We start from the raw sequence: 25,779 nt of genomic DNA, 5'->3' as shown, positions 1-25,779 counted from the left end.
TTATCTCTCGATCGTCCCTTCTCTTCTAATCTTTTTTTGTAATTGTAATATTCCATACAACAACGCTTCAGCTGATGGGGGACAGCCTGGAACATAAACATCAACTGGAACTATACGATCACAACCTCTAACTACTGCGTAGGAGTAATGGTAATAACCTCCGCCGTTTGCACAGCTTCCCATAGAAATTACATAGCGAGGCTCTGGCATTTGATCGTAAACTTTTCGAAGCGCCGGAGCCATTTTATTTGTTAAAGTTCCAGCAACAATCATCACATCAGATTGTCTTGGGGAGGCTCTTGGTGCCGCTCCAAATCGTTCAAGATCATAACGCGGCATAGACGTTTGCATCATCTCAACTGCACAACATGCAAGACCGAATGTCATCCAGTGTAACGATCCTGTTCTTGCCCAATTAATTAAATTTTCACTTGAAATAGTAATAAAACCTTTTTCGCTAAAGTCTTTAGCGAGATCTTTAAATTCATCAGGAATTTGATCTAACTTATTTTGCATCATTCCCAATCAAGAGCCCCTTTTTTCCACTCATAAATAAATCCAATTGTTAATGTAAAAAGAAAAATCATCATCGACCAAAAGCCAAGCGCTCCAATTTTGCCAAGGCTGATAGCCCAAGGGAAAAGGAAAGCAACTTCAAGATCAAAAATAATAAAAAGAATTGAAACTAAATAAAAACGTACATCAAACTTCATTCTAGAGTCACCGAATGGTTCAAATCCGCACTCATATGGTGATAACTTTTCAGTATCTGGTTTACTGGGGGCACATAAGAGATTTACAACAATGAAGGCTATTCCAACGCCGATCGCAACCAACAAAAAGATCAGAATAGTTAGGTAATTTTGTAAATATTCGAAGAACATTGGCCTTTCTTATATTACAAGTAATAAGACTACTAAACATAGAATCTCATACAACTGTTGATAGTTTTTAAAAAAAAACGATTGTTTTTCTTGGAATTTTTAATGAAAAATTATTTATACTTTGCGATCTTTTCTTTTAACTCTTTGTATTCTTCGCAATTACAAGTTTTTAAAACTTCTAATCTTTTTTTAGCCTCTTCTGGTCGCTTAGTTATCAAATAAAGTTCACCTAAATACTCGTTTACACCTACATGACTTGGTTTAATCTTCAGTGCATCTAAATAAAATTTTTCAGCTTTGTCGTATTGTTTTAAATTTCTTAATGAGTAAGCGTAATCATTCAAAACGTCAGGATTGTTAGAGTTTTTGCTATCTTTTAAGAGCTCCTCGAGCATAACAACTGCTTTATCAAATTCTTTCTTCTTAACTAAAGTTTTAGCCTCAGCATAACTTGGGTTTGTTTTTTGAATAACTTGTGGTGAAGGCCCACTATCTGCAGCATTAAGATTGAAAGAAAAAAGAGTGAAGAAAATTATAAAAAACGTTTTCATTATAAATTAAATATGTTTTAATTGTATTCATAAATTATGGTTAAAGCAATTAGAATTTACGAAACTGGCAAAGCAAACGTAATGAAGTTTGAAGATGTTGAACTTAAAAAAATTGCTCCAAATGAAGTTCTTATTAAAAATAAATCTATCGGATTAAATTACATCGATATTTATCATCGCACAGGAGTTTATCCGCTTCCTCTTCCAAATGGAATTGGGCTAGAAGCTGCTGGAGTTATTGAAGAAGTAGGTTCTGATGTAAAAGAATTTAAAGTGGGTGATCGTGTTGCGCATGCAGCAGCCCCTCCAGGATCATATTCAGAAAAACAAGTTTATCCTCAAGAAAAAATTGTAAAAATTCCTGATTTTATCACAGATGAAGTTGCATCAGTATTAATGTTAAAAGGAATTACATGCGAATATTTATTGCACAGAGCTTACAAAGTTAAAAAAGATCAATTTATATTATTCCATGCAGCAGCCGGTGGGGTTGGGCAAGTTTTTGGTCAGTGGGCAAAAGCGCTTGGATGCAAAACTATTGGAACGGTAAGCACAGATGAAAAAGCTAAAATTGCTAAAGAAAATGGTTTTGATTACGTAATCAACTACTCAAATGAAAAATTTTCAGAAAAAGTAAAAGAAATTACAGGCGGAAAAATGCTAGATGTTGTTTATGACGGCGTTGGTCAAAAAACATTTGAAGAATCAATTGATTGTCTTGCAATTAGAGGAACTTTAATTGCTTTCGGCAATGCCTCTGGCTCAATACCAAGTATTGATCCAAAAAAACATATGCAGCCCAAAGGTATTTATATTACACGTCCTTCTATTGCTCATTATACAGTTACAAGACAAGAATTAACAGATGCTGCAAATACAGTGTTTGATGCTGTTAAAAATAATAAATTTAAAATTAAAGTATTTAAAAGATATGCTCTTAAAGATGCCATTCTTGCTCATGAAGAATTAGAAGGTAGAAAACTTTTAGGACCTGCCGTCTTAATTCCATAATATAAAAATCTAAACGGGCATGTAGTTCAGTGGTAGAACGCTACGTTGACATCGTAGAGGTTGCAAGTTCGATCCTTGCCATGCCCACCATTTTATTTTTTTAAAATAAATTCAGCTGCAGATTTAATAAACTGGTCTTCTGTTTCATTAAACCCGTGATAAGCAAAAGCATCGCAAACATTGCCGGTGCTTATTCCGCCATCAATTAAAATAAATTGTGATCTTGAATCTTTAGGTCTGCTTTTTATAACAGCTTCAGAAGTCGATATTGGAGTATTTAAACAAGCATCTTGGGTATGATGAATTGCAAGTACCGGCAATTTTCCAACTTCATTCATTGTGACTGATCCATAAGTACCAGCAATAATAACGCCTTTGATTATTTGTTGTTGTTCTTTGCCAGTATTTGCAAATTCAGAAACACTTACAGTTCCCATGCTATGACCAAATATCCAAACGGGTAAGTTAAATTTTTCTTTGTAATATTTTACAACGGTAAAAATTCTTTGTTGATGATCTTTGCTTGCTCTTATATTATTAGGACCTCTGCCAAGATCATAAGGTGTATCAACTAATACAGCGTCAATTCCATATTTTGCCCAAAGTTCTTTTGATCTTACAAATGTATGACGATTATTTGTCCAACCATTATCTTGTAATTTTAAAACACCAAGTCCGCCTGGGAATAACAAAACTACTGCTTTAGGATTTTGAACTGGAACTAAAAGGGTTCTAGTTGGAGAATCGGCATTAAAAGGAACGTCAAAAACTTGTGAGTTAGCAGTATTAGTGATGAAAACTACAACAATGACAAATTTGATTATCTTAATCAAATAACTCATTAACTAATTTGCGTGTCTTAAAACTTTAGATAAGAAATCACGTGCTCGTAGTGAAAGATCATTAACATTTCCAAAAAATTTATCTTTACTGCAGTCTTCAACAATTCGACCTTCATCCATAAAAATAACTCTATTACTTACTTTACGTGCAAAACCCATTTCATGAGTAACACAACACATTGTCATGCCTTCATTTGCGAGTTTAACTATAACATCTAAAACTTCTCCAACCATTTCAGGATCTAATGCTGAGGTAGGCTCATCAAATAACATAATAATTGGATCCATGCTTAATGCTCTAGCGATTGCAACACGTTGTTGTTGACCCCCTGATAATTGAGCTGGGAATTTATCTTTTTGGCTAGTTAGACCAACACGCTCTAAATATTTAAGTCCGTAAGAACCGGCATCTTTTTTCGATCTACCTAATACTTTAATTTGAGCTAAAGTTAAATTTTCCATAACACTTAAGTGAGGAAATAATTCAAAGTTTTGAAACACCATTCCAACCCTTGCTCTTAATTTTGGTAGATCAGTTTTAGGATCATTTAACTTAATACCATCCACTAATATTTCTCCCTTTTGAAAAGGTTCTAAGCCGTTAATAGTTTTGATTAATGTTGATTTTCCAGATCCAGATGGACCACAAATAACCACCACCTCGCCTTTCTTAATTGAGAATAAGCAGTCATTTAATGCTTGAAAAGATCCAAACCATTTTGAAACATTTTTAACTTCAATCATAATTTTACCTAATAATTTGAATTCTTTTTTGTGTTAATTTTACAGCGTATGACAAACTATAACAAATCACAAAATAAACTACAGCAGCCACTAAATAAGCCTCGACTGGTCTGTTATAATTTTTTGATAATACATCAAAGCCTTTAAGTAAATCATAAGCACCGATTGCATAAACTAATGATGTGTCTTGAAATAAAACTATAGTTTGCGTCAGTAACACCGGTAACATATTTCTAAACGCTTGAGGTAAAACCACAAGCCACATACTTTGAAAATAAGTTAATCCTAAAGCGTAACTTGCTTGAACTTGATCTCTTTTAATACTTTGGATACCTGATCTCATAATTTCAGCATAAAAAGCAGATTCGAAAACTGTAAAGGTAATGATAGCTGAATATTCAGTGCCTAAAGTTTTTCCAGTTAATATTGGGATTAATAAGAAGAACCACAAAATTACCATAACTAAAGGGATAGATCTTAAGAATGTCACATAAACAAAAGCTGGAACATTTAAAATTTTAAATCTAGACAATCTCATCATCGCAATTAAAGTTCCAATAATAATTCCACCACACATTGCAATAAGAGTTATTTTTAAAGAAAAAATTAATCCCTTAACAAGAAAAGTTGAGATCACATGAGGAGTTAAAAAAGTAAAATCTAATGTCATTTTCTAGAACCAATGGGATTAGGAAGTTGAACTTTATGTTCTATGTAATGCGAAATTAAATTAACACCAAATGCAGAAACAAAATAAAGACCAGTTACAACTAAATATATTTCAATACCACGCGCCGTTTCCTCTTGTGACTGAATTGCAAACATCGTCAGTTCAGCAATACCAATTGCAAAAGCAACTGATGAATTTTTAATAATATTCATCGCTTCGCTTGTTAAAGTTGGAATAATAATACGAAGTGCTTGAGGTAAAAGTGCGTATCGATAAGTTTGTACAACGTTTAAGCCTAAAGCTAACGAAGCAAATCTCTGCCCTCTTGATAGAGATTGAATGCCTGATTTTACCTGCTCTGAAATTCGTGAAGAAGTGAATAAACCTATAGCCATTATAACAAGCACATATCTTGGTGCTTTATTCATGAAAGGAAAAAAGAATGGAACAACGTGATACCAAAGAAATATTTGTACTAACATCGGCACATTTCTAAATACTTCAGTCCAAATGTTTCCAATTCTAACTAAATATTTATTCTCTGTTGTTCTAAACACTCCAACAATAAGGCCAACGCTTATAGCTAAAATAAAACCAAAGAATGAAATGATTAGAGTCCACTTCCAAGCTGTGAACAACCAGGTTAAATAGGTTTCTTTACCTCCAACGCTCTTAAGAAAGAAACTCCAGTTAAATGTGTAATTCATTTCGCTTCCCCAATAACAAGAATTCTAAGTAAAGATTTTTAAGATTATAAAAGATACTAACCGCACTTTTAATTAGTGCGGTTAATATCAAAAACATATTATTTTTATAAATTACTACCTAAGTAGTTAATTATATTGCTGGCTTATCTGATAATGCTTTTAGATTATCTTTAAGCTCTTTGCTCATAGGTGCATTCAAATTGTTTCCTTTTGGAGGAATCGCAGTCATAAACCATTTTGTATATAGTTTAGTGAATTCACCAGTTTTGATTAAATCAGCAATCACTCCGTTTGCTAGAGTTCTAAAAGCTGGATCATCTTTTCTAAACATGATGGCATAAGGCTCAACTTGGATAGCATCACCAACAACAGCAAGTGCTGCTGGGTTCTTAGATGAAGCCTTAAGACCGTATAGCAAAATATCATCCATACCGAAGGCATGTGCTTTATCCGTCTCAACCATTAATAAGGCATCAGCATGATCTTTCGCGCCGATTAATTCAAAGCCAAAATTTTTCTCAGCATTTAAATTTCTTAAGATTTGGTAGTTTGTAGTTCCAGTTGTTACAACTAAAGTTTTACCTTTTAAGTCATTAATACTTTTAATACCGCTATTAGCTTTCACTAAGAAACGAGTACCAGTGTAAAAATAGTTTGTAGCAAATTGAACTTGTTGACCACGCTCTGAATTATTTGTTGTTGATCCACACTCAACATCAACCGTACCATTTTGAATTAATGGAATACGATTTTGAGAAGTTACTGCTTGTAACTTAACTTCAAGTGTTTTTAATCCAGTTTGTGCTTTAACTTTATCAGCAATTTTTTTACAAATTTCAAAACCAAAACCTACTGGTTGACCATTCTCACCTAGGTAAGAAAATGGAACTGACGACTCTCTGTACGCAAGTGTAATTGCGCCAGATGACTTAACTTTGTCTAACGTAGACTGAGCTTGTGCAGCACCGATAAATAAAGTCGCAATCGATACTAACGATAAACAAGCAATTCTTATTTGTTTAATCATTTGATTAATCCCCTGTTAATTAATTTTGGGTAATTTACTATAAGTATAGTAATTGTATCAAGGTCTATTAATGCAAATCACAGTAGTATTTAAAACATGACAGATGACAAAAATAAGCAAATTATTGAAGTTACTGAAGTTGAGACTGAAAGAATTAATAACAACGAAACCTCAGAGCCAAGATTTAAAAGAATACGTCTAAGTCCATTTTTTTTAATTGGAATATTAATCTATGTGATTACTGCATTTTATGGTTTGTTTATTTGTTTTGACGTAGTGAAAGAAGTATTCGGACCCATCATTGCTTTTTTAGGATTAATATTTTTTCCATTTATTCTGACACTTGCTCCTTGGTATGCTGCATTAGCAAATCATGATTTTTATCCGCTGCTTATTGTTTATGGTGGAGGAATTTTAGGTTCTTTATGTTTTGGAATTGCTATGAGGTCTACGTTTAGAAGATAAGTGTGGTGCCCTAATACGGACTTGAACCGCAAACCTACTGATTACAAATCAGTTGCTCTACCAATTGAGCTATTAGGGCATTTTAATAAAAAGAGATTTTAGTACATAATTTTAATTATAAAAACAAACAATTTATAAATTTAGCATTTTAAATGACTTATTTCTTCTTATTAGTTAATTAGTGAGTCTAAAGATAATTAAACTATGCCAAGTGATATTGAAATTGCCCAGCAAGCAAAGATGAAAAAGATATCAGAGATTGCTGATAAGTTGAGCATTCCTGAAAATGAACTTGAGCCGTATGGACGTTTTAAAGCAAAAGTTTCACTGTCTTATCTGGAAAAATTAAAAGATAAAAAAGATAGTAAATTAATTTTAGTTACAGCAATTAGCCCTACTCCCGCAGGAGAAGGAAAAACTACAACAACGGTTGGTTTGGGTGACGCTCTAAATCACATTGGTAAGAGAGCTATTATTTGTTTAAGGGAACCTTCGTTAGGTCCTGTGTTTGGTGTTAAAGGCGGAGCAGCTGGTGGTGGGTATGCACAAATTGTTCCAATGGAAGATATTAATTTACATTTCACAGGAGATTTCTCTGCAATTGCATTGGCTCACAATCTTCTCGCCGCAATGCTTGATAATCACATTTACCAAGGCAATCAATTAGGTATCGATCCAAAACGTATTCAGTTGAAACGTGTGGTTGATATGAATGACAGAGCGCTTCGTAAAATTAGTATCGGCGTTGGTGAAAAAAGAACTGAATATCCTCGTGATGATGGTTTTGACATTGTTGTTGCATCTGAGATTATGGCGATTTTCTGTCTTGCAACTTCGATTGAAGATTTAAAAAAAAGAATTGGGCAAATTGTTGTGGCTTACACAAAAGATGGAAAACCGGTACTTGCAAAACAATTAAAAGCGGATGGTGCTATGACAGTGCTTTTAAAAAATGCTTTAGCTCCTAATTTAGTTCAAACTTTAGAGAATAATCCTGCCTTCGTTCATGGTGGCCCATTTGCAAATATTGCTCATGGTTGCAATTCTGCAATTGCAACTAAGGCTGCTTTAAAACTTGCTGACTATGTAGTTACAGAAGCTGGTTTTGGTGCTGATCTTGGAGCTGAAAAATTTATTGATATCAAATGTAGAAAAACAGGACTTTATCCATCCGCAACAGTGATTGTTGCAACTGTTAGAGCGTTAAAATACCACGGCGGTGCTGAACTTATTAATCTTACTAAAGAAGATCTTGGTTCACTTGATAAAGGAATTGTTAATTTAGAACGTCATGTTGAAAATATAACTAAAGTTTTTAACCTTCCTTGCGTTGTATCTATTAATAAATTTACTAATGACACTAAGGCTGAGATTGATTTAATTTTTGAAAGAATGAAAAAGTTAGGCGTTAAAATAGTTCTTGCTTCTCATTGGAGTGATGGCGGCAAAGGTGCTGTTGATCTTGCAAAAAGTGTTGTTGAATTATGCAAGACAAACAAACAGAAAATGCAATTTTCATATGAAGATAACGATACGCTTTGGGATAAAATTAATAAAATTGCTAAAAAAGTTTACAGAGCATCAGAAGTTACCGCTGATGATAATGTAAAAGCTCAAATTGAAAATTTACAAAAGGGAGGTTACGGAAAGTTTCCAGTGTGTGTTGCTAAAACTCAAAGTTCTTTTTCAACAGATGCGAAATTACGAGGAGCTCCCACAGGACACAGTGTTGCAATTAGGGAAATTCGTCTTGCAGCAGGAGCTGAATTTATAATTATGATTTGTGGAAGCGTAATGACAATGCCAGGTTTGCCAAAAATTCCAAAAGCTGAAAGTATTGATTACGTTAATGGTAAAGTTGTAGGCTTAGATTAAAAATTAATTAGAAGCAGTAAGCTCTTTAAGTCTACTTAAAGTTCTTTGAAATACTTTAGTAAGTTTAGTGCTACTTGTAAACAGATTAATTGGAACAGTTGCAGTTGCTACAAGGCTTAGCTGATTATCGTAAATAATGTCGATTAAATTAATAAATCTATACTGCTCATTGATAAGTTCGTCTGTAAAATTTGGAATATTTTCGATAAAAAAAATTTTAACTATTTTGCAAATCTCAATATAATCTTCTGAGCCATACGTTTGAACGCATAAATCTTTAAAATCAAATTTTGCAACTCCTGAAACATAGTTATCGATAATAATTTTTCGTGTTTTAACTTCAATCACATGCGTTGCAAATTGTTTTCCACTTAAAACTGTAAATAATACTTGGTTGTAATTTTTTTTTGTTTCAGGATCTTTAACAATAAAGAATCTATTTTTTTTACTTAAATAAAGTTCTCTATAATCTTTTCCAGAATCTAAAGAATAAACTAAAGTATTTTTCTTAATAACTTCAATGTAAGGAAGAAATTGATCTCGCTGAAGACCACCAAGATACAAATTATCAGGTATTGTATTAGATGTTGTAATAATGAAAATATTATTATCAAAAAATTGTTCTAATAATTTTCCAAGGATCATTGCATCGGCAATATTAGTAATTTGAAATTCATCAAAAAAAATAATATCGAAATCTTTTTTAAAAGTTTTTACAATTTTAGATAATGGATTTTTTTCGTTTTTTAACTTATGAAGCTTGTTATGGATATCGACCATAAACTTATTAAAATGTGTTTTTAATACTCTTGGTTGATTTAAATATTCCAAAAAGAAATTAATGATCATGGTTTTGCCAGCTCCTACATCGCCATGAAGATAAAAACCCTTAGGTTTTTTATTTCCAAAAATACTAGCAACAGACTTAAATAACGACGGTTTTAATTGTTCAGTTAAAGTGTCTAAAGTTTTGATTAAATCTTCCTGATTTATGTTTTTCTGCAGACCGTGTTGCTTACTATATTTTTTAAATGCCTCAGTAATATTTAAGTGATACATTAGCTAAGTTATTAATGGATTTTAAATTTTTCACAAATGCATAGATCGTATAATAAAATTCATGTTATTGCTGACTCTAGTCCAAATGCGCAATCAGCTAAAAGATCTATAGTTAAAAAGTATAAAAATTATCCAATCAATGATTCGGATGTATTCATTGTTTTAGGTGGCGATGGCTTTATGCTTGCTACACTTAAAAAATATCAAAAATATAAAATTCCATTTTACGGAATGAACAAGGGTAATCGTGGGTTTTTATTAAATAAATTTGATGAAAAAGATTTATTAAAAAAAATCAACAAATCTAATATTGCAGAACTTCACCCTCTTGAAATGTACGCAAAAAATAAAAATGGTAAAATTAAAACAGCGATTGCTATTAATGAAGTTTCTGTGTTTAGAAAAACTCGTCAGGCAGCAAAACTTGAAATTAAGATTGATAATAAAGTAAGAATGAAAGAAATTGTTTGTGATGGCACATTAGTTGCAACACCTGCCGGAAGTACAGCTTATAACTTTTCTGCACGTGGTCCAGTGTTAGATCTTGAATCTAATCTAATTGCAATTACTCCCATATCTCCATTTAAACCTAGAGGATGGAGAGGCGCTACAATTAACAACCGTTGTAAAGTTTCTATTAAAAATTTAGATCCTAAAAAAAGGCCCGTAAGTGTAGTTGCTGATAATATTGAAGTTAGAGATGTTTTAAGTGTGAATATTTATTTAAATAAAAATAAAACCTTTAGACTTCTATACGACAAAAAATTTGGATTAAAAGAGAGAAACCTAGCAGAACAATTTAAATTTTAATTAATATTTCATAATTATCGAAAATTATGAAAAAAATGTTCTGGTTGTTTAAAATTATCAAAAAATTTAGGAGTTTTAACGATCATTCTATAAGCTGGAAAAGTACCAAAACTTTCATGATAAACAGCTTTTGGACTCCATCCAAAACATAAAAAGAATATTAAAAAATAAAATAGAAAATTATTTTTAATATTATCAAAATTAATAAATTTAAAATTTAATCTAGGATTAATTTTAACAAACCCTAATTTTACCATACCAAAATAAAAAATTGCGAGCATATGATAAAGCATGCTAGTCCATCTACCGCTATCAACTGCTATATAAAAAAGTAGAAGTCCGGGCAGTGAGCAAAGAATTAAAATTACTAAAAGATTAAATTTATAAGAGATGATTTTATTAATTAATTTACTTTTATAAATTAATAAAAAGATACTAGTAAAACCAAATATAAAAATTAAAGTATAATTTTTTACATCCACTAATCTCCAAGAAACTTCACTTATATGTCTTGATATACTAGCTGTTGTGAAATTTGCAGCTAATCCACAGTTTTCATTGGAAATATTTAGCAATCTTTTGCACATCGCAAGATTATCTGTGATGGAATGCGGGTGTATGTAAATTAAATATGACGGAATAAGAACAGTAAGAATTAATAAAAAATTTAAAACATAAAATCTTAGATCCTTTTTCTTATCAATAACGGTAAAAAAAAATAAATAGAATAGAAAATAAAAAATTACTGATTCATGATTTAGTATCAAAATTAATAATGATAAATAAGTATAAATATAATTTAAATTAATATTTTTAAATTTATAAAAAAGATAAAAGTTATAAGAAAAAAAAATATACATCAGGATTTCTTTTCTTCCTAAAGCTTCCAATTCGTAAAGGCCAAATGAGAAAAAAACCGGAGATAAAATCGCAAGCCATAGTAGAAAGTTTTTTTTAAAAGCTGAAAAAATCCAATAAATTAATATGTAATAAAAAAGATATAATAAAATTTGCAATATTAAAAAACAATCTCTCAAGTTTATTTTAAAGAAATCCGACAGTTGAAATATTATTTCTCCAATAAATCCTCTTCTTACAAATCCGCCCCCGTAATTAATCACCCACTCCGACATGGCGTTATTAACGTTAAGCAAATAAACAGAGCATAAATAAAAGGAACTTAGTAAAAAAAGAAATATTATATAAGTTTTAAATAGATTAAATTTTTTTAGCTGGGTAAACATTGTAAATTAAAATTAAATCTTAAACGATTCCCCGCAGCCGCATCGTTCTGTTTCATTGGGATTATTAAAGACAAATGAAGATGAAAACTTATCTTCTTTGTAATCCATTTTTGTACCTAATAAATACATAATTGCTTTTGGATCAATAAATACTTCGACGTTATTATCTTTAACAACTTCATCATTTGGAATTGTTTCTTTAAGATAAGTCATTTCGTATTCCATGCCAGCGCATCCTCCTGATTTTACAGAAACACGAACGCCTTTTACTCCACTCTCAGCATTACTTAAAATTTCTTTAATACGTTTCGCAGCGTTATCTGAAATTGTAATTAATTGTTTTGTCATAAATTCAAAGCTAGTTTTGCAACTTCCGACATTTTACTCTTATCCCAAGGTGGATCCCAGACAATATGTACAATCACTTCATCATAATGTCCTAAGCTCTCAACAGCTTTTCTAACATTATTTGGAATACTTTGTGCCTCTGGGCAATTTGGAGAAGTAAGTGTCATGTCGATTTCACAAATCTTATCCTTAAGCCTTACATCATAAATAAGACCTAACTCATAAATATCAACTGGAATTTCAGGATCGAAGATAGTCTTTAATTTATCTTTTATTTCGCTAATTTTTTGAGAGTTATCCATTAGTCAATTTTTTCAGAGTTAATAGCTTGTTTATCGTTATCAAAGGCAGCTCTTAAAGTATGCCAACATAATGTTGCGCATTTTACTCGCATTGGGAATCTGCCGACTCCTGCAAGTGATGAAAATTTTATATGCTCATCCTCAGTAAGCCCTTCTCTTTTTATTTCTTGCCCCTCTTTGATCATTTTAAAAAAAGAATCTAATAATTCACGCGCTTGTTTTTCAGTTTTACCCTTAACAATCTCAGTCATAATAGAAGAAGACGCAACGGATATGGCGCAACCTGAGCCTTCAAAAGAAATATCTTTTACTTTGTGATCCTTATTTAAATTTAAATAAACATGAATATTGTCCCCACATAAAGGATTGTGACCTTTAGCATCGTGATTTGATGATGGGCATATGCCAAAATTTCTTGGTTTTTTACCGTGGTCTAAAATTAAATCTTGATAAAGTTCTGTTAGATCCATTAATTTAATTTAAATAATTTTTTACATTTCTTAATACTGTCGCACAAAGCATCAACATCTTGTTTAGTGTTATAAATTCCAAAAGAAACTCTAATCGATGAAATAAGATTCATTTTTTTATGAAGTACCTGACAGCAGTGATGTCCTGCTCTTACCGCAATATGATCTTGATCAAAAACTGTTGAAACATCATGGGGATGAATACCTTTTATATTAAATGAAAATAAACTCGCCTCTTCTGATGGATTTCCCACAAATTCAATGTCATTAAATTTTTTAATCTTATCTAAAGCGTATTCAGTCAAACTATGTTCGTGACTTACAATATTTTTAATTTTTAAGTGATCAATAAAGTGAACAGCCTCTTTTAACGCAATAACTTCTGCTGATGGCATCGAGCCTGCCTCAAATTTATTAACACCTGTTGCGTAAGTAATATTTTTAGTGTCAACATTTTCAATCATTCCACCTCCACCTAGAAACGGATCAAACTTATCAAGCCATTGATTTTTTATATACAAAAGTCCAACTCCTGCAGGTCCATACATTTTGTGACTTGAGAATGCATAAAAATCACAATCTAAATCTTTTAAATTAACAGTCGCATGTCCAACTGCTTGTGTACCATCAATGCACACTGGTATTTTTTTAGACTTTGCAATTTCAATTATCTTTTTAAGCGGACTTGTAATTCCCGTAACATTTGAAATATGAATAAGACTAATAATTTTTGTTTTATTTGTTATTAAAGAATTAATTTTATCCAATTCTAATTCACCGCCTTTGTTGATTGGAATAAATTTAATATTTACCTTTTTTTTTCTTAAAAAATGCCAAGGAACGTAATTTGAATGATGTTCAAGTTCAGTTAATAAAATTTCATCACCTTCTTTTAAAAATTTAGCAAAACAACTTGCGACAAGATTTAAAGATTCTGTCGCATTTTTAGTAAAAATAATCTCACCCGCGGTGCCGTTCACAAACTCTTTAATAGTTTGTCTCGTTTTTTCATAAGCATCCGTTGCTATCCCTGCTAAACTATAAACGCCTCTGCCAATATTTGAGTATTTATTTCTATAAAAATCATCCAAAGCATCAATGACTACCTCTGGTTTTTGAGCTGAATTAGCTGTGTCTAAATAAACTAATTTTTTATTAGATTTAAATATAGGAAATTTGCTTCTTACATCTTTTAAACTCATGCAAGCATATCCACTGTTTTCTTTAAAAAATAATTTTTAAAATGTTCATCTGATATTTTTTCAACTACTTCAGATAAAAAACCCTGGACGATTAATTTTTTCGCTTGATCCTCTGGAATACCTCTTGCCATTAAATAAAATAATTCATCTTTGTTTAATGAAGTGGATGATGAACCATGACTACATTTTACATCGTCAGCATAAATCTCAAGTTCTGGTTTTGAATGAAATGTGCACTGATCGGATAAAAGTACGCTTTTAATTATCTGATAACCATTGGTCTTTTGCGCTATTTGATCTACAAAAATTTTTCCCTGATAAACTCCTTTAGCTGTCCCATCAATAATACTTTTTGAAAATTGATAGCTTTGTGTATTTTCAGCTAAGTGATTAATTTTCACTTTGATTTCATGATCTTCATTATTTTTTAAGAACTGCGCATAATACAAATAACATTCAGCTAAAGATTCAGTTAAATTAATCTCAACTTCATCTCTGATTGTTTTAATAATGTTTGAAAATATAAAACTTTCATAGTTAGCGCTTGCTTCAATATTAACTTTCTTAAATCGATAAATACAATTTTCAATATTGTTTGAATTAATTAAATAATTTTTAAGATGAGCATTATTCTGAATGTCAATGTTAGTGTTAATGCTGATAAATGATTTTTTATTATCATTTGTAAATTTTTCAAACACAGTTGCTTTAGAATTTTTGTTTATTACAATATAATTTTTTTGATGTAATTGTTTTGCATCGATTACTGAATTAAATTGATGATAAATGATAATCGGCAGATCTAAATTATCTTTAATCTCTAAATAAAAACCTGATGTCGCTAAAGCATTATTTACTGCTATCAGTTGATTTTTTTTATTACTAAATAGTTTTAATAAGTTTTTACTATTACTTTTATAATACTCGTCGATCGGAGATATAATGATCTTATCTTTATCTTTTCCTTCAAATTCAGTTCTTTGAATTAATCCATTAACAATAAAAATTTTATTATGTTTAAAATTTTCTAAAACTTTTTCATTGATTAGTTCTTTGTTATTTTTATAAACTGGTAATTGTTTATTATTTTCTAAAAAATTATTTAATGTCGATTGCTTCCAATCTTCATCTTTTTTAGTTGGATAGCCGTTTTTATTAAAAAGATTTAAACTAAGCACTCTTAGCTCGTTCACTTCTTTAATGTCAGTAATGGTATTCATTCGTATTAGACTGATTTTTGGAATTCTTTGTAACCAATCTTATCTAGTTCCTGCGCAAGTTTAGAACAGCCTGTTTTAACAATAGCACCATTCACCATCACATGAACAAAATCAGGTTTGATATAATCTAATAATCTTTGATAGTGAGTAATAATTAAGAATGATCTATTTGGTGATCTTAATGCATTCACTCCATCCGCAACAACTTTAAGAGCATCGATATCTAATCCTGAATCAGTTTCATCTAAGATAGCAAGCTCAGGTTCTAACAGTGACATTTGCAAAACTTCATTACGTTTTTTTTCTCCTCCAGAAAAACCAACGTTTAAAGCTCTGCCGAGTTGCTCTTCTTTAATTCCTAATTTTTTTGCATGCTGTTTAACCAGAGATAAAAATTCAACAATGTCCACTTCCTTTTGCCCTTTTGCTTTTCTAACTGCATTCAGTGATGTTTTTAAAAAATTATTCATAAAAACTCCTGGAATTTCTATTGGATATTGGAATGCTAAAAATATTCCTTTTTGCGCTCTTTCATCAGCTTCAAGGTCAATAATATTTTCATTTTTAAACATAATTTTTCCATTAACATCGTAACCATCTTTGCCAGCTAAAACGTATGACAATGTGCTTTTTCCAGAACCGTTTGGTCCCATAATAGCGTGAACTTCGCCTTTACCAATTTTAAGATTAAAATCTTTTAAGATTTTTTTATCACCAATACTTACATTTAACTTTTCAATACTTAACATTAACCTACGCTCCCTTCTAAGCTGATGCTAACTAATTTTTGTGCTTCAACGGCAAATTCCATAGGAAGTTTTTGCAATACTTCTTTGCAAAAACCATTAACAATTAAACTCACGGCTTCTTCTTGATTTAAACCTCTTTGCTTGCAGTAAAATAATTGTTCCTCACTAATCTTAGATGTGGTTGCTTCATGTTCTGTTGTTGAAGTTGAGTTTTTATTATCAATATAAGGAACTGTGTGAGCACCACATAAATTTCCAACTAACAATGAATCGCACTGAGTATAATTTTTAGCATTACTTGCTTTTGGATGAATACTTACAAGGCCTCTATAAGTATTATCTGCGTGGCCTGCTGAGATACCTTTTGAAATTATTCTGCTTTTAGTGTTTTTGCCAAGATGGATCATCTTAGTTCCCGTATCTGCTTTTTGATAATTATTTGTAATTGCAATTGAATAAAATTCACCTGAAGAATTATCGCCTTGTAAAATACAGCTTGGATATTTCCAAGTTATGGCAGATCCTGTCTCAACTTGTGTCCATGAAATTTTAGAATTTTTTCCTTTGCAAATTCCTCTCTTCGTTACAAAATTATAAATTCCGCCTTTTCCCTCTTTATCTCCTGGGTACCAATTTTGAACTGTTGAATATTTAATTTCAGCATCATCAAGAGCAATTAATTCAACGTTTGCAGCATGAAGTTGATTTTCATCTCTCATTGGAGCGGTACAGCCTTCTAAATAACTTACATAACTTCCTTTATCTGCAATAATCAAAGTTCTTTCAAACTGACCTGTGTTTGATGCATTAATTCTAAAATACGTAGAAAGTTCCATTGGACATCGAACTCCTTCTGGAATGTAAACAAATGATCCGTCTGTAAATACTGCTGAATTTAAAGTTGCAAAATAATGATCCGTTAAAGGAATAACTGACCCTAAATATTTTTTAACTAACTCAGGATGTGTCTGTACAGCCTCTGAGATTGAACAAAAAATAATTCCAATTTCTTCTAATTTCTTTTTAAAGGTCGTTCCAACAGAAACTGAATCGAACACAGCATCAACTGCAACACCAGCTAATCTTTTCTGTTCATTAAGAGGAATGCCTAATTTTTCATAAGTCTTCTTAATTTCAGGATCAATTTCATCTAGTGACTTAGGTCCTTCTTTAAAACTTTTAGGAGCAGAATAATAATATAAGTCTTGGTAATTAATTTTAGGATATTGTGGTTTTTGCCAATTTGGCTCTGTCATCGATTGTAATCTTTCAAATGCTTTTAATCTCCATTCAAGTAACCACGCAGGCTCATTCTTTTGTTTAGAGATAAATTGAATTACTTCTTTATTAAGACCTTTTGGAGCTTGTACGGATTCAACATCCGTCACAAATCCGTAAGCATAATCCTGCTTAATTTGTTCTTGGATTAAATTATCTGACATTTAGAGCTCCGTTTTTAAAACAATCTGTTTTCCAAACATTAAGGAATGTCTCGATCTGATCTTTAGTAGAATCCCAACCTAAACTTACTCTTATCGCCGAATGAATATATTTATCATCTACCTTCATTGCTTTTAAAACATGTGATGGTTCTACTTTTCCAGATGAACATGCGGCTCCAGAACTTACAAAAATACCTTTTTGATCAAGGGCTATAACTTGATTTTCACTGGTCATTGAAGGATAAGCAAAATAACAAGTATTTCCTAATCTGTTTGTGTCTTCGCCGAAAATTTTAATTTCATTAGATAATTTTTTTAAATTAGCTTCAAGAAAGTCTCTATTATTTTTTACTTCTGAATTACAAATTTTTGACAAATTATGAACTTCATTAATAACTTCACCAAAACCTAAGATACCAAGAAAGTTTTCAGTTCCTGATCTTAAATTCTTTTCTTGTCCCCCGCCTACAATTTCCGGGGATATATTATTTCTACTATTAATCAATAAAGCACCAATTCCTGTAGGGCCGCCAATCTTATGTGAAGAAATTGAAAATAAATCTAAATCTAGATCGTTTAAATCGATATCTATTTTTCCAAGACTTTGAACTCCGTCACAGTGAATAATGCCATTATATTTTTTAACAATTCTTGAAATATCTTTAATGCAGTGAATAATTCCAGACTCATTATTAGCAAACATAATACTCACTAAAAATTGGCCTGTTTCTTTTGAAAGCAGTTCTTCTATTTCGTTTAAATTAACCGTGCCATTAGCATTAATTTTGAAAAATCTTTTTTGAATATCTAAACTTTTAAGGACATCAACAACTGAAGCATGCTCTGTTTCTAAAGAATAGATTGTTTTAATATTATTTTTTTTAATAATACCTTTAATTGCTAAATTGTTAGATTCTGTTGCTCCACTAGTAAAAATTAAATCGTAATTTTTTGCATTTAAAATAGATAAAATATTTCGTCTTACTTCTTCAACAATCTTTTTGGAGTTTCTTCCAGTTTTATGAACAGAAGATGGGTTGCCAAAATCTTCAAATTTTAAACTTTGAATCTTTTTAATTACATTTTTATGCAGTGGCGCTGTAGCGTTATAATCTAAATAAATCATCTGCCCAATCCTTGTGATTGATTTGATGAATTCTCAAATGGAATATTCTTTGGAATTTTATTATCTAAAATGTCTTGCAAAGTAACAGATGTGAAATAATTGTTAATGTGTCTTGATAAACCATCCCATAAATTATGCGTAGCACATTTAGTTGGTTTGCCGTTACAGCCTTTTTTAGATTTTAATTTACATTTTGTAGTTTTAATATCCTCGTTAACTGCTTCAATAATTGAGGAAAGATAAATTTTATTAGGCTCAATTGAAAGTTTATATCCTCCTAAATTACCTCTAATACTCGTAACTAAATCTTGTTTTTTTAATTTTAAAAATAACTGTTCTAAAAAAGAAAGGGAGATGCCTTGTCTTATAGATATATCGTTTAGACTAACAGGTTTTTGTTGCTTATTAAAATTAGCAAGATCCGTCATCGCCATTACAGCGTATCTTCCTTTTGCTGTCAGTTTCATAAAGAATTATTGGTAAATTTTGATCAAATTTAGCTATTCCTACTAATTTAGTCAACTTTAAAAAATAAACCAAAACTAGTTTACTTTTATGGTATAAGAGCCGCTTGTTAAAATAATAATTCTTCAAAGTATGAGCTCAGTTAATCCAGCAGGAACTTTTATAAATGGCCCGGACGGAAAACTTGAGGCTAAATATGTTCAGGGAAAAAGTTCAACCGCACCAACTGTCTTAATTCTTCATCCACATCCTGAGTACGGCGGCACAATGAATAATAAAGTCGTTTACAATGCATTTCATACTTTTCTTCAAAATGGATTTTCAGTTTGTCGTTTTAATTTTAGAGGAGTTGGAAAAAGCGAAGGTAAATTTGATAATGGTCAAGGAGAGTTATCAGATGCCGCAGCAGTATTAGATTGGATACAAAGACAAAACCCTAGTACTAATGAAAGTTGGATTGTGGGTTTTTCATTTGGCTCACTAATTTGCATGCAATTGTTAATGAGGAGACCTGAAATTTATAGATTTATAACTATCTGTCCTCAGCCAAATATTTATGATTTTAACTTTTTAGCGCCGTGTCCCTCTTCTGGAATGGTACTTTATGCTAGCAATGACCAACTTGTTCCAACGGATGCAACAAAATCTTTAGAAACAAAACTTAAGAATCAAAAAAGTATTAATGTTGATTTTGTTAAGATTGAAGGTGCTAACCATTTCTTCGCTGGAAAAGATAAAGAGTTTTGTTCGGCTATAGAAAAATATATTAAAAAAGAGTCGAGATTTTAACTAATTAGAGTAGACAACACCCCCTGTTACCGCTTTACTAACTCCTGTCGTTGTAGGTAATGATAAATATTTATTTTTTAAACTTCTTATTGCAAGATATGCAAATGCTTGGGATTCAATAAAATCACCATCAAGATTGTATTTGTCTATTGATTCAACATTAGTATTTAAAAGTTTTGTTAAAAATTTAATTAAAGTTTTATTTTTTCTCCCACCTCCTGCTAAAATCACTTTGTCTTTCTTTTCTTGAATATTTTTTACAAAGTTAGCTATTAAATTTGCAGTGACGCTTACAAGTGTTGCCGCACCATCTTCTAGTCTAAGTCCTCTAAATTGAGAAATATTAAAATCTGTAATATCTAATGATTTTTTTTTATCGTGATAGCTATAATGATTTAAAAAATCTTCTTGTATTAAAGTATTCACTTCTCCCTTTTCTGAAATTTTCCCCTCTTTATCAAACTCTTCCTCTTTTAAATTTATTCTAATCCACTGATCTAAAAGACAGTTACCAGGGCCAATATCATTCGAATGTATAATTGAATTTTCAAAATAACTTCCGTTAGCAATACCTCCTACATTGATGATTGTTCCATTATTAACTAAATTTAAATTTTTTAAAATTTGAGCATGATACAATGTCACGAGTGGCGCCCCTTGACCTTTATTTTTAATATCATTGTCTCTAAAATTAAAAACTACTTTTGTCTTTAGTAGCTGAGACATTAGCTCAGGATTTCCTAGTTGAAATGTAAAGCCTTCTTCAGGTTTATGAATTAAGGTGTGTCCGTGATAACCAATTAGATCTAGTTTAACGGTAGGATTTTTCTTTAAAATTTTTTGAATAGCCTCCACATGAAGTAAGGTAATTTTTCTTGATATGTCATGAATATGTGTTTGTTTGCTTATTAAATCGTCTTTTTTAAGAACCTCTTTTCTAATTTGAATTAATTCTTTTTTAAAATTTAAACTGTATTCTAAAAAAAAATTATCAATAACATTAGTATCTGCTTCCCCGTCAGAACTAATAATAGAAAGATCAATTCCATCCATAGAAGTTCCGCTCATAGTACCTAAAGAAAAGTATTTACTCATTTTATATAGATTTAATATTATTTAATTTTGTATAATACTATCTTATTGAATGAATCAGAATCTTATCAAAACCTTTCAGCAAAGAGGATATTTTAATCAGTGCACTGATTTAGATAATTTAAATAAACTTTTAGATAATAAAAAAATTAAATTATATATCGGTTTTGACTGCACAGCTCCAAGTCTACATGTAGGAAGCTTAGTGCAAATTATGTGTCTTAGACTGTTTCAGCAATTTGGTCATACTCCTATTGTTTTGTTAGGTGGAGGTACTACTATGGTGGGTGATCCTTCCGGAAAAGAAGAAAGTAGAAAAATTTTAACTAGTGCAGAAATTAAAAAAAATACTGCTGGTATTAAGAAAGTTTTTAACAAATTTTTAAATAGCAAAGGCAATAATAAATTTGTTTTTTTAAATAATGAAAAATGGTTAACCAAAATTAATTATGTAAATTTTTTAAGAGATTATGGAAAACATTTTACTATTAATAAAATGTTAACCTTTGATAGTGTTAAACTTCGATTAGATAGAGAACAGTCATTAAGTTTTTTAGAATTTAATTATATGATCTTGCAAGCTTATGATTTTTTAGAACTCAACAATAAAAATGATTGTATTTTACAAATTGGTGGCTCTGACCAATGGGGTAATATTATTAATGGTATTGAATTAATAAGACGAGTGAATGGAAAAGAATCTTACGGGCTAACAACTCCTTTAATTACTACCAGCTCTGGAGCTAAGATGGGTAAAACTGAGAAAGGGGCTGTGTGGTTAGATGAAAAACAGACCACACCTTACGATTATTGGCAATTCTGGAGAAATATAAATGATGCGGATGTTTTTAAATATTTAAGATTATTTACAGAGCTTCCATTAAATACAATCTCTCAGTATGAAAATGAAAAAAGCAAAAATATTAATGATTTTAAAATTATATTAGCTAATGAAGCAACAAAGATTCTTCACGGCGAAAAAGCATCTTTAAATGCAGAAGCTACCTCAAAAAAGACATTTGAGGATAAATCTTTTGGAGATGACCTACCAAAGATTAAAATTAAAAAATCAGATTTAAATGATGGAGTTTCTTTTAATGATTTAATTATTAAAATTAATTTTGCAAAATCAAACGGTGAATACAGAAGAAATATAGCCAACAAAGGTTATAGAATTAATAATGAAATCGTTACTGATGATAAAAAAATAGTTACAAATAAAGACTTTGAAGATAATAAAGTTATTAAAATTTCATTTGGAAAAAAACAGCACGTTTTAATAGAAGCTATTTAGCCGTTCTAAATATATCGATAAATCTTTGTAAAAATCTAGGTGTTATAGTTTTGACCGGGTTAATAGTAATATCAAATTTGTCATTACTGCCTTTTAGTTTGAAGCTAACGCCAAAAACTCCGTCACCACTTTTTCCAGTTAAAATTTGCCCTAAGACAGGAATATTTGCAATCAAACGGTTTACTTCATAAGCTGGAATAATATTTCCATCTAAGCTTACAAAGTCATCTTCGTTATTAATTCTACCCTCAACAATAAAACCAATTGCAGGTCCTGTTCCATAAAAGTCTTTAAATGTAAAAAATTTCTCATCATTTTCAAAAACAATCACAGTATTATCAAATCGAATACCGTCTCCCTTTAAAGTGTCTAGGATACCAGTAACTGATGCTAATGATAAAATCTGAGCTAATACTGGAATTTCTTTAATTTTAAAATCGGTCATCACAATTTTCCCTTTGGACGATGTTGCGCTTATATCTTCAGAATTAAATTCTAATTTTCCTTTTTCAAATCCTTTTATAAAACTATATCCTGCAATAAATGGTCTTGCTCTGTCTGAAAGCAAATAGGTTGCAAGATTTCCATTTTTATTTGTATTAATTTTTATAATAATTTTTTCATTAGTTGAAAATTTTCCTGAAGCATCAAGTTTGGTAAATTTACCTTTAGAAATGGTACCTGTTAAAATAAAATCTCTAATATTGTCGTTTGTTCCAGTGTCAACTAAATCTATTTTTGCGGAGACTAATCCATTAAATTTTTTTGAAATAAAAGTGGAAGGTTTGGAACTTGTTAAATTATCAATAATAAATTTAGCATCTAATCGTTTACCTTCGATTTCTATATTATTGATATTATTTTTTTTAGTAGAGACTACTCTAAAATTACTTTTATCCGTATTAACATTAATACTATTAAGAGAGATGAGTGAGAAATTTTCATCGAAATCTAAGTCTAATAATTCAATATTATTTTTTCCAGAGTTAACTGTAACTTTCTCTAAAGTGGTACGATTTTTTTTTATTTCTCCTTTTAAATTAATCTGTCCGTCATCATTCAAAAATTTATTAAAGTTAACGGGTGAAAAATTAATTAAACTTTTTTTGATATCAATTCTTGATTCAAAAAACATTTGATCTTTTGTAGTATTTAACTGGATATAAAATTTAGATGAACCTTTAATATACTCAGGTTTAATAACTTTTTGCCAATTAGAAAAATTAACTTCTGAAATAATATTAATTTTTGATGCGTTTTTATTAAGATCTGAATTAATCTTAAAATCTAATACGTCATTTTGATTAAATATAACTCCACTCACAAAAAGATTGCTTCGATCAAATTCAATTTTTAATTTTCCATTTTTAAACTTTCTATTTTTTTCATCTAGTACGTTTGAAAAGGAGGTCTGATATAAATCTAAATCTAAATTAGATATTTCTGCTTTTCCTTTTATATTGTTATTTAAGAAGTTTCCTTTTTTATCAAACTCAATTTCAATTTTATTATTAGCGGTAGTTGCAAATGAAAGTTTTTCAATATTTTGAGTGACGTTATCTAAGCTTGCAATTTTTAAATTTTTAAAATCTTTAATAGAGCTAAACTTTCCCGCTAGATTAATGTCTAAAGTTGCTTTGTAGCTATTGTCTAGTTCGTTAACTACGATTTTTGATTTTTCAAAGTTTAGACCCGCTGTAGATCCTGATAAAATATTAACGTTTAATTGATGATCTTTTAAATTAATTTCAGCACTTACATTTTCAAATTGCGGTAAATCATTTGAAACAAGGAAGTAAGTGTCTTTAATATTTCCTAAAAACTCAACTTTAATAGCAGTATCATTATATATTTTAAGCTCTCCTTGGATGGTTCCCTTCTTAATTTTATTATCAAAATAATTTTTTTGATTATCTTCTAAAAAGACATCGCGAAGCAAACCAATACTTTTATCGAATGAATTTTCTGAAAATTTTATTTGTAAAAATTTTGGATTATAATCACCTTTAATAATTGAAAATAACCCAATTCCAAAATCAGTCTGGTAGATATTAGTCAAATCTCCTTTATGATAAAGCTTAGGGTCATTTAGGTGAAATTTAACTGAGAAGTTCTTAAGATCTAAACTTACTCGAGCACTCTTAAATTCTAACTTAACTTTTTTATATTGATCGCTAAATCTTTTTTGAATTAAATTGTTGAAATTTTCTGTTTGAAAACCAATTGTTAAAATAAATAAAAGTAGAGAAAATGCGCTAACGGATAATAATAAAATTTTATATCTTTTTAACATTAATTAATACCTTGATAGACGGACGCCTCTAAAAATACAGAGATATCTCCATCTAATACTTTTTCTGGATTTGTAACTTCAATATTCGTTCTATTGTCTTTAACTAATTGATAAGGTTGCAAAACATAATTTCTAATTTGACTTCCCCAACCAATTTCTTTTTTTGAACTTTCTAAATTATCAGAATCCTTTTTTTTCTTTTGTAGTTCAAGTTCGTAAAGTCTGGCTTTTAACATGTTCATGGCAGTTTCTTTATTTTTATGTTGTGATCTTTCATTTTGACACTGAACTACTATGCCAGTTGATATATGAGTTATTCTAACTGCGCTGTCTGTAGTATTAACATGCTGCCCTCCTGCGCCACTAGATCTGTAGGTGTCTATCCGAATATCTTTTTCTAAAATTTCAATATTTATATCTTCATTAACTACAGGATATACCCATGCACTTGCAAAGCTAGTGTGTCTTCTTGCGCCTGAATCAAATGGAGAAATTCTAACTAAGCGATGCACTCCCGACTCTCCTTTTAGCCAACCATAAACAAATTGTCCTGATATCTTGATTGTTGATGATTTGATCCCAGCTTCTTCTCCTCTGCTTTCATGAATAAGCTCGACTTTAAAATTATTTTTCTCTGCCCATCTTGAATACATTCTTCTTAACATTTCTGCCCAATCCTGACTTTCTGTTCCACCAGCTCCTGCGTGAATTTCAACATAAGCATCAAGAACGTCATTTTCATTTGATAAAAAACAAAGAAGTTCAATTTTTTTTAATTTTTCAAAATTATTGTGAAAAGATTTATTTAAATCTTTAGCTAAAATTTCATCATTTTCTTTAATAACGATATCTAAGAGATCTTTGTTGTCTATATGCTCTTTAGAGATGAGATCGTAATTATTTCTTATTTCCAATAAAAAATTTCTATCTTTAATTACTTTTTCAGCGTTCTTTTGATTACTCCAAAAATCAGGAAGTTCCGTTGATGATGTTAATTCAGCAATCTTTTTATCAACGTGATTTTTATCAAAGATACCCCCTTATGTTATCTAAGGATTTTCTTATCTTTTCTGCAATGTTTTTAACTTCGATCATATT

The 25,779-nt window shown here is 30.4% G+C and carries 28 protein-coding genes and 2 tRNA genes; 7 read left to right on the top strand and 23 right to left on the bottom strand.

The window, feature by feature from the left end; all coding sequences use genetic code 11:
- The 3 genes from AC8IG9_RS03450 to AC8IG9_RS03440 all read right to left on the bottom strand — a co-directional run bounded on the left by AC8IG9_RS03450 (position 1) and on the right by AC8IG9_RS03440 (position 1,435).
- The gene (locus tag AC8IG9_RS03450) at positions 1-519 is read right to left on the bottom strand and encodes a NuoB/complex I 20 kDa subunit family protein (protein WP_507425426.1); all 519 of its coding nucleotides are present in this window, start codon (positions 517-519) and stop codon (positions 1-3) included.
- Positions 516-884, bottom strand: coding sequence for an NADH-quinone oxidoreductase subunit A (locus tag AC8IG9_RS03445; protein ID WP_507425425.1), 369 nt, complete (start codon positions 882-884; stop codon positions 516-518). The genes AC8IG9_RS03450 and AC8IG9_RS03445 overlap by 4 nt, the downstream gene beginning before the upstream one ends.
- Before the next feature lie 110 nt (positions 885-994).
- Positions 995-1,435: a tetratricopeptide repeat protein gene (locus tag AC8IG9_RS03440; protein ID WP_507425424.1), complete on the bottom strand. Its 441-nt coding sequence runs from the start codon at positions 1,433-1,435 to the stop codon at positions 995-997.
- A 36-nt stretch (positions 1,436-1,471) separates the two neighbouring features.
- Between AC8IG9_RS03440 and AC8IG9_RS03435 the strand changes: the two genes are divergently transcribed.
- Entirely contained in the window at positions 1,472-2,446 is a 975-nt protein-coding gene (locus AC8IG9_RS03435) for a quinone oxidoreductase family protein (protein WP_507425423.1), read from the top strand.
- Between the two features lie 15 nt (positions 2,447-2,461).
- A tRNA-Val gene (locus tag AC8IG9_RS03430) sits at positions 2,462-2,536 on the top strand.
- A gap of 2 nt (positions 2,537-2,538) precedes the next feature.
- Here the strand turns inward: AC8IG9_RS03430 and AC8IG9_RS03425 are convergent.
- The 5 genes from AC8IG9_RS03425 to AC8IG9_RS03405 all read right to left on the bottom strand — a co-directional run bounded on the left by AC8IG9_RS03425 (position 2,539) and on the right by AC8IG9_RS03405 (position 6,436).
- A complete protein-coding gene (locus AC8IG9_RS03425) occupies positions 2,539-3,288 on the bottom strand; it encodes an alpha/beta hydrolase (RefSeq protein ID WP_507425422.1) in 750 nt (249 codons plus the stop codon).
- A gap of 3 nt (positions 3,289-3,291) precedes the next feature.
- Positions 3,292-4,032: an amino acid ABC transporter ATP-binding protein gene (locus AC8IG9_RS03420; protein WP_507425421.1), complete on the bottom strand. Its 741-nt coding sequence runs from the start codon at positions 4,030-4,032 to the stop codon at positions 3,292-3,294.
- Positions 4,033-4,036: 4 nt separating this feature from the next.
- Positions 4,037-4,702, bottom strand: a complete 666-nt coding sequence (locus AC8IG9_RS03415; protein WP_507425420.1) for an amino acid ABC transporter permease — start codon at positions 4,700-4,702, stop codon at positions 4,037-4,039.
- Complete coding sequence (locus AC8IG9_RS03410; protein ID WP_507425419.1) at positions 4,699-5,409, bottom strand: amino acid ABC transporter permease; 711 nt, start codon at positions 5,407-5,409, stop codon at positions 4,699-4,701. Before AC8IG9_RS03410 ends, AC8IG9_RS03415 begins: the two co-directional genes overlap by 4 nt.
- A gap of 130 nt (positions 5,410-5,539) precedes the next feature.
- Positions 5,540-6,436, bottom strand: coding sequence for an amino acid ABC transporter substrate-binding protein (locus tag AC8IG9_RS03405; protein WP_507425418.1), 897 nt, complete (start codon positions 6,434-6,436; stop codon positions 5,540-5,542).
- Positions 6,437-6,532: 96 nt separating this feature from the next.
- On the opposite strand from AC8IG9_RS03405, the gene AC8IG9_RS03400 reads away from it, so the two are divergent.
- Positions 6,533-6,901, top strand: a complete 369-nt coding sequence (locus AC8IG9_RS03400; protein WP_507425417.1) for a hypothetical protein — start codon at positions 6,533-6,535, stop codon at positions 6,899-6,901.
- A 3-nt stretch (positions 6,902-6,904) separates the two neighbouring features.
- On the opposite strand, the gene AC8IG9_RS03395 is transcribed toward AC8IG9_RS03400, so the two are convergent.
- Positions 6,905-6,980: transfer RNA gene (locus AC8IG9_RS03395), tRNA-Thr, on the bottom strand.
- Positions 6,981-7,105: 125 nt separating this feature from the next.
- On the opposite strand from AC8IG9_RS03395, the gene AC8IG9_RS03390 reads away from it, so the two are divergent.
- Entirely contained in the window at positions 7,106-8,776 is a 1,671-nt protein-coding gene (locus AC8IG9_RS03390; RefSeq protein ID WP_507425416.1) for a formate--tetrahydrofolate ligase, read from the top strand.
- Between the two features lie 3 nt (positions 8,777-8,779).
- Here AC8IG9_RS03390 and zapE read toward each other — a convergent pair whose 3' ends face one another.
- Complete coding sequence (gene zapE / locus AC8IG9_RS03385; RefSeq protein ID WP_507425415.1) at positions 8,780-9,835, bottom strand: cell division protein ZapE; 1,056 nt, start codon at positions 9,833-9,835, stop codon at positions 8,780-8,782.
- Between the two features lie 36 nt (positions 9,836-9,871).
- Between zapE and AC8IG9_RS03380 the strand changes: the two genes are divergently transcribed.
- Entirely contained in the window at positions 9,872-10,645 is a 774-nt protein-coding gene (locus AC8IG9_RS03380; protein ID WP_507425414.1) for an NAD kinase, read from the top strand.
- A 14-nt stretch (positions 10,646-10,659) separates the two neighbouring features.
- Here AC8IG9_RS03380 and AC8IG9_RS03375 read toward each other — a convergent pair whose 3' ends face one another.
- From AC8IG9_RS03375 to AC8IG9_RS03330, 10 genes are all read right to left on the bottom strand, one after another.
- Positions 10,660-11,778, bottom strand: coding sequence for a hypothetical protein (locus tag AC8IG9_RS03375; RefSeq protein ID WP_507425413.1), 1,119 nt, complete (start codon positions 11,776-11,778; stop codon positions 10,660-10,662).
- A gap of 123 nt (positions 11,779-11,901) precedes the next feature.
- Entirely contained in the window at positions 11,902-12,237 is a 336-nt protein-coding gene (locus AC8IG9_RS03370; protein WP_017971202.1) for a HesB/IscA family protein, read from the bottom strand.
- Positions 12,234-12,539, bottom strand: coding sequence for an iron-sulfur cluster assembly protein (locus AC8IG9_RS03365; RefSeq protein WP_507425412.1), 306 nt, complete (start codon positions 12,537-12,539; stop codon positions 12,234-12,236). Before AC8IG9_RS03365 ends, AC8IG9_RS03370 begins: the two co-directional genes overlap by 4 nt.
- Positions 12,539-13,009, bottom strand: coding sequence for a Fe-S cluster assembly sulfur transfer protein SufU (sufU, locus tag AC8IG9_RS03360; RefSeq protein ID WP_507425411.1), 471 nt, complete (start codon positions 13,007-13,009; stop codon positions 12,539-12,541). The genes AC8IG9_RS03365 and sufU overlap by 1 nt, the downstream gene beginning before the upstream one ends.
- The gene (locus AC8IG9_RS03355; RefSeq protein ID WP_507425410.1) at positions 13,009-14,211 is read right to left on the bottom strand and encodes an aminotransferase class V-fold PLP-dependent enzyme; all 1,203 of its coding nucleotides are present in this window, start codon (positions 14,209-14,211) and stop codon (positions 13,009-13,011) included. The genes sufU and AC8IG9_RS03355 overlap by 1 nt, the downstream gene beginning before the upstream one ends.
- The gene (locus AC8IG9_RS03350) at positions 14,208-15,431 is read right to left on the bottom strand and encodes a SufB/SufD family protein (RefSeq protein WP_507425409.1); all 1,224 of its coding nucleotides are present in this window, start codon (positions 15,429-15,431) and stop codon (positions 14,208-14,210) included. The genes AC8IG9_RS03355 and AC8IG9_RS03350 overlap by 4 nt, the downstream gene beginning before the upstream one ends.
- A 5-nt stretch (positions 15,432-15,436) precedes the next feature.
- Positions 15,437-16,180, bottom strand: coding sequence for a Fe-S cluster assembly ATPase SufC (gene sufC / locus AC8IG9_RS03345; protein WP_507425408.1), 744 nt, complete (start codon positions 16,178-16,180; stop codon positions 15,437-15,439).
- On the bottom strand, positions 16,180-17,622 hold the full coding sequence (gene sufB / locus AC8IG9_RS03340) for a Fe-S cluster assembly protein SufB (RefSeq protein ID WP_507425407.1): 1,443 nt from the start codon (positions 17,620-17,622) through the stop codon (positions 16,180-16,182). The genes sufC and sufB overlap by 1 nt, the downstream gene beginning before the upstream one ends.
- On the bottom strand, positions 17,612-18,748 hold the full coding sequence (locus AC8IG9_RS03335; protein WP_507425406.1) for a cysteine desulfurase family protein: 1,137 nt from the start codon (positions 18,746-18,748) through the stop codon (positions 17,612-17,614). The genes sufB and AC8IG9_RS03335 overlap by 11 nt, the downstream gene beginning before the upstream one ends.
- Positions 18,745-19,215, bottom strand: a complete 471-nt coding sequence (locus tag AC8IG9_RS03330) for an Rrf2 family transcriptional regulator (RefSeq protein WP_507425405.1) — start codon at positions 19,213-19,215, stop codon at positions 18,745-18,747. The genes AC8IG9_RS03335 and AC8IG9_RS03330 overlap by 4 nt, the downstream gene beginning before the upstream one ends.
- Before the next feature lie 130 nt (positions 19,216-19,345).
- On the opposite strand from AC8IG9_RS03330, the gene AC8IG9_RS03325 reads away from it, so the two are divergent.
- Positions 19,346-20,002, top strand: coding sequence for an alpha/beta hydrolase (locus AC8IG9_RS03325; RefSeq protein ID WP_507425404.1), 657 nt, complete (start codon positions 19,346-19,348; stop codon positions 20,000-20,002).
- On the opposite strand, the gene AC8IG9_RS03320 is transcribed toward AC8IG9_RS03325, so the two are convergent.
- On the bottom strand, positions 20,003-21,097 hold the full coding sequence (locus tag AC8IG9_RS03320) for an anhydro-N-acetylmuramic acid kinase (RefSeq protein ID WP_507425403.1): 1,095 nt from the start codon (positions 21,095-21,097) through the stop codon (positions 20,003-20,005). It abuts the gene before it with no gap.
- 49 nt (positions 21,098-21,146) lie between these two features.
- Here AC8IG9_RS03320 and tyrS point away from each other — a divergent pair, with 49 nt between their 5' ends.
- Positions 21,147-22,388, top strand: a complete 1,242-nt coding sequence (gene tyrS, locus AC8IG9_RS03315) for a tyrosine--tRNA ligase (RefSeq protein ID WP_507425402.1) — start codon at positions 21,147-21,149, stop codon at positions 22,386-22,388.
- Here tyrS and AC8IG9_RS03310 read toward each other — a convergent pair.
- Positions 22,381-24,681, bottom strand: a complete 2,301-nt coding sequence (locus AC8IG9_RS03310) for an AsmA-like C-terminal domain-containing protein (protein ID WP_507425401.1) — start codon at positions 24,679-24,681, stop codon at positions 22,381-22,383. The two genes, tyrS and AC8IG9_RS03310, sit on opposite strands and share 8 nt — an antisense overlap.
- A protein-coding gene (prfB, locus tag AC8IG9_RS03305) for a peptide chain release factor 2 (protein WP_507425400.1) occupies positions 24,681-25,776 on the bottom strand; the annotation gives its coding sequence in 2 pieces (ribosomal slippage) (positions 24,681-25,709 and positions 25,711-25,776; 1,095 coding nt in all). The genes AC8IG9_RS03310 and prfB overlap by 1 nt, the downstream gene beginning before the upstream one ends.
- Positions 25,777-25,779 lie beyond the last annotated feature (3 nt).

Origin of the sequence: Candidatus Allofontibacter sp. (assembly GCF_040404065.1) — a bacterium.
Classification (GTDB): Bacteria; Pseudomonadota; Alphaproteobacteria; order Pelagibacterales; family Pelagibacteraceae; genus Fontibacterium.
Note: the sequence above shows the minus strand (reverse complement) of the source record. Positions and strands in the feature narration are given on the sequence as shown.

Coding starts and splice junctions, on each gene's coding strand:
- AC8IG9_RS03450 (WP_507425426.1), bottom strand. CDS start 519: ATGATGCAAAATAAGTTAGATCAAATTCCTGATGAATTTAAAGATCTC.
- AC8IG9_RS03445 (WP_507425425.1), bottom strand. CDS start 884: ATGTTCTTCGAATATTTACAAAATTACCTAACTATTCTGATCTTTTTG.
- AC8IG9_RS03440 (WP_507425424.1), bottom strand. CDS start 1,435: ATGAAAACGTTTTTTATAATTTTCTTCACTCTTTTTTCTTTCAATCTT.
- AC8IG9_RS03435 (WP_507425423.1), top strand. CDS start 1,472: ATGGTTAAAGCAATTAGAATTTACGAAACTGGCAAAGCAAACGTAATG.
- AC8IG9_RS03425 (WP_507425422.1), bottom strand. CDS start 3,288: ATGAGTTATTTGATTAAGATAATCAAATTTGTCATTGTTGTAGTTTTC.
- AC8IG9_RS03420 (WP_507425421.1), bottom strand. CDS start 4,032: ATGATTGAAGTTAAAAATGTTTCAAAATGGTTTGGATCTTTTCAAGCA.
- AC8IG9_RS03415 (WP_507425420.1), bottom strand. CDS start 4,702: ATGACATTAGATTTTACTTTTTTAACTCCTCATGTGATCTCAACTTTT.
- AC8IG9_RS03410 (WP_507425419.1), bottom strand. CDS start 5,409: ATGAATTACACATTTAACTGGAGTTTCTTTCTTAAGAGCGTTGGAGGT.
- AC8IG9_RS03405 (WP_507425418.1), bottom strand. CDS start 6,436: ATGATTAAACAAATAAGAATTGCTTGTTTATCGTTAGTATCGATTGCG.
- AC8IG9_RS03400 (WP_507425417.1), top strand. CDS start 6,533: ATGACAGATGACAAAAATAAGCAAATTATTGAAGTTACTGAAGTTGAG.
- AC8IG9_RS03390 (WP_507425416.1), top strand. CDS start 7,106: ATGCCAAGTGATATTGAAATTGCCCAGCAAGCAAAGATGAAAAAGATA.
- zapE (WP_507425415.1), bottom strand. CDS start 9,835: ATGTATCACTTAAATATTACTGAGGCATTTAAAAAATATAGTAAGCAA.
- AC8IG9_RS03380 (WP_507425414.1), top strand. CDS start 9,872: ATGCATAGATCGTATAATAAAATTCATGTTATTGCTGACTCTAGTCCA.
- AC8IG9_RS03375 (WP_507425413.1), bottom strand. CDS start 11,778: ATGTCGGAGTGGGTGATTAATTACGGGGGCGGATTTGTAAGAAGAGGA.
- AC8IG9_RS03370 (WP_017971202.1), bottom strand. CDS start 12,237: ATGACAAAACAATTAATTACAATTTCAGATAACGCTGCGAAACGTATT.
- AC8IG9_RS03365 (WP_507425412.1), bottom strand. CDS start 12,539: ATGGATAACTCTCAAAAAATTAGCGAAATAAAAGATAAATTAAAGACT.
- sufU (WP_507425411.1), bottom strand. CDS start 13,009: ATGGATCTAACAGAACTTTATCAAGATTTAATTTTAGACCACGGTAAA.
- AC8IG9_RS03355 (WP_507425410.1), bottom strand. CDS start 14,211: ATGAGTTTAAAAGATGTAAGAAGCAAATTTCCTATATTTAAATCTAAT.
- AC8IG9_RS03350 (WP_507425409.1), bottom strand. CDS start 15,431: ATGAATACCATTACTGACATTAAAGAAGTGAACGAGCTAAGAGTGCTT.
- sufC (WP_507425408.1), bottom strand. CDS start 16,180: ATGTTAAGTATTGAAAAGTTAAATGTAAGTATTGGTGATAAAAAAATC.
- sufB (WP_507425407.1), bottom strand. CDS start 17,622: ATGTCAGATAATTTAATCCAAGAACAAATTAAGCAGGATTATGCTTAC.
- AC8IG9_RS03335 (WP_507425406.1), bottom strand. CDS start 18,748: ATGATTTATTTAGATTATAACGCTACAGCGCCACTGCATAAAAATGTA.
- AC8IG9_RS03330 (WP_507425405.1), bottom strand. CDS start 19,215: ATGAAACTGACAGCAAAAGGAAGATACGCTGTAATGGCGATGACGGAT.
- AC8IG9_RS03325 (WP_507425404.1), top strand. CDS start 19,346: ATGAGCTCAGTTAATCCAGCAGGAACTTTTATAAATGGCCCGGACGGA.
- AC8IG9_RS03320 (WP_507425403.1), bottom strand. CDS start 21,097: ATGAGTAAATACTTTTCTTTAGGTACTATGAGCGGAACTTCTATGGAT.
- tyrS (WP_507425402.1), top strand. CDS start 21,147: ATGAATCAGAATCTTATCAAAACCTTTCAGCAAAGAGGATATTTTAAT.
- AC8IG9_RS03310 (WP_507425401.1), bottom strand. CDS start 24,681: ATGTTAAAAAGATATAAAATTTTATTATTATCCGTTAGCGCATTTTCT.